A 2,475-nucleotide genomic window follows, 5' to 3' on the forward strand; every position below is an offset into this window, starting at 1 on the left:
CCAATAGATTATAAGCTTGCTTTTGTGGTTCCCTACAGGAACCGGGAGCAGCACCTGCAGCAATTTGTACCGCATTATAGAAAACTTTTTCCGGACGCTGATATCTACATCGTGCATCAGCTGGGGAACGGCCTGTTTAACAGGGGCATGCTATTGAATATCGGCTTCCTGTATGCAGAGGATAAGGCGATGGCCTTTGATCTTTGTGATATAGATATGCTGGCGATAGAAGGCCATGTAGACTATTCCTTCCCGAAAGCAGCTACACACCTGGCTTCTGCAGCCTCTCAGTTTAACTACACCATGCCATACCCCACTTATTTTTCAGGGCATGTGCTGTTAACCGGCGAACATATAAGATCCGTAAACGGGTTTTATAATGACTACCCCGGATATGGTTGTGAAGATGACTGTTTTTACCGCTCGTTCGTACAAAAGAACCTGCCGGTTGAGCGCAGGTATGGCCGTTATGAATCATTACCGCATGAACGGGTGGTGGATAAAGATCCGGTGCTTATGGATACGTTTAACCGGAACTGGGAATTGCTGAAGCAGCCCAGGGATTTTTCAAACGGCTTGTCCTCCTGCCGGTACCGGATCGTGGAGGTGCACGATCGCAGCGGGTATACACAGCTTGATGTGGAGCTTTTGTGATTTTTTAACCAGGATTATTTTAAGCCCAATAGTATGTCCAGTGATTTCAGTAAGAGCTTAACCATTTTAAAGGAAGCAAAAAAAAGAGGCATCACCTTTTTCCTTGAAGAAGAAAAAGTGAAGTACAGGATAGCGGAGAAAGAGGAGGTAGATCAGCATTTCATTAGTGAAATAGCCAGGCATAAAGAGGAGATCAGGGCATTGCTGCACAGCAGCGTTTATGAAAACGTAAACCCTGACTGGGAAGCAGTTATCGCTGAGCGGCAGCGCAGCCTGCATATACCCCTGTCCTTTGACCAGGAGCGTTTATGGGTGATCGATCAGCTGGAAGGCAGCCAGCATTATCATATTCCTTATGTAATAAGATTGCAGGGAGAGCTGAATGTGGCCGCGCTGGAACATTCCCTCAAAACCATAATTGACCGTCATGAGGTGCTGCGCACAGTGATCTATGAACATGACGGCATCGGTTATCAACAGGTAATGGAGCCCGGCAGCTGGCAAATGCAGCAGCATAATAACGTAAATGAGTATACGGAATTAATAAAAGACCTGGTTGAAGCGCCTTTTGATCTGCGCCGGGATGGCATGTTCCGTGCACACCTGGTACGCGTGAATGCAGGTGAATATATTTTAGTGATGACCGTGCACCATATAGCTGCAGATGGCTGGTCCTGGAATATCCTGTGCCGGGAGCTGAGCCATTGTTACCGTTGTTATATAACCGGCCGTGCAGCGCAGCTGCCTTTGCTGCCATTGCAGTATGCAGATTATGCGCTGTGGGAACGCTCGCAGATGCAGGGTGCGCAGCTGGCCACTGAGCTGGGTTACTGGCAGCAGCAGCTAAAGGGCCTGGCCCCATTAGAACTGCCAACAGACTATGCACGGCCTTTGCAGCAGGGAACAGCAGGCGCCGGCTGTCATTTAGAATTAGGTGAAGATGTAGCTTCTGCGCTGCGTGCCTTATCCCGTGATTGCGGTTGCAGCTTGTTTATGACCATGTTAACCGCTTTTAAGGTATTACTCTACCGCTACAGCGGCCAGGAAGATATTTGTGTAGGCAGCCCGGTATCGGGCCGCCGCCACCAGGAAACCGAAGGGCTGATAGGTTTTTTTGTAAATACGCTGGCCCTGCGTACAGACTTAAGCGGTAACCCGGCTTTCCGGGAGCTGCTGCTGCGGGTAAGGGAAACCACCCTGTCTGGCTATGATCATCAGCATGTACCCTTCAGCAGGATAGTAGAAACAGTAGTGCAGGACCGTGACATGAGCCGCAGCCCTGTGTTCCAGGTGATGTTTGCCATGCAGCAGCAGGACGGCGCTAACCAGATGGAGCTGGAAGGATTAGTAGTATCGCCGGAACAGGTAGCCGGCGAGCGGGTAAAATTCGAGCTCACCCTAACGGTTATAGACCGGGGTAATGGTTTAACATGTTACCTGTCGTATAACCGTTCCCTTTACCAGGAAGCCACCATGCAGCGCATGCTGGGCCACTATGAGCAGCTGTTATCATCCATCGTCAGCGATCCGGAAGCGCGCATAGGCGGCTTGCGTATGCTGGGAGCGCAGGAAGAACATGTATTGCTGCATGATCTCAGCACATCGGCAGTAGACTACCCTCATAACAAAACGATCATAGACCTGCTGGAAGCGCAGGCCCTGCGTACACCCGATGCAATAGCCGTGGTATGCGGCGCTGAGCAGCTGAGCTATAAGGAGCTGAATGAGCGCAGTAAGCGGCTGGCTTATTTTCTGCAGCGCAAAGGCCTGAAAAAAGGTGAGCCGGCAGGCATTCTTGTGGAGCGCAGCATGGAAATGATC

2 protein-coding genes are annotated in these 2,475 nt (G+C 50.5%); both read left to right on the forward strand.

From position 1 onward, the window contains the following. A partial coding sequence (locus VIM87_RS26265) for a galactosyltransferase-related protein (RefSeq protein ID WP_331999861.1) occupies positions 1-654 on the forward strand: 654 nt, incomplete at its 5' end. A 33-nt stretch (positions 655-687) separates the two neighbouring features. Next, positions 688-2,475, forward strand: a 1,788-nt coding sequence (locus tag VIM87_RS26270; protein ID WP_331999862.1) for a condensation domain-containing protein, incomplete at its 3' end; no start/stop codon positions are given.

The organism is Chitinophaga sp., assembly GCF_036569125.1.
Lineage (GTDB): Bacteria > Bacteroidota > Bacteroidia > Chitinophagales > Chitinophagaceae > Chitinophaga.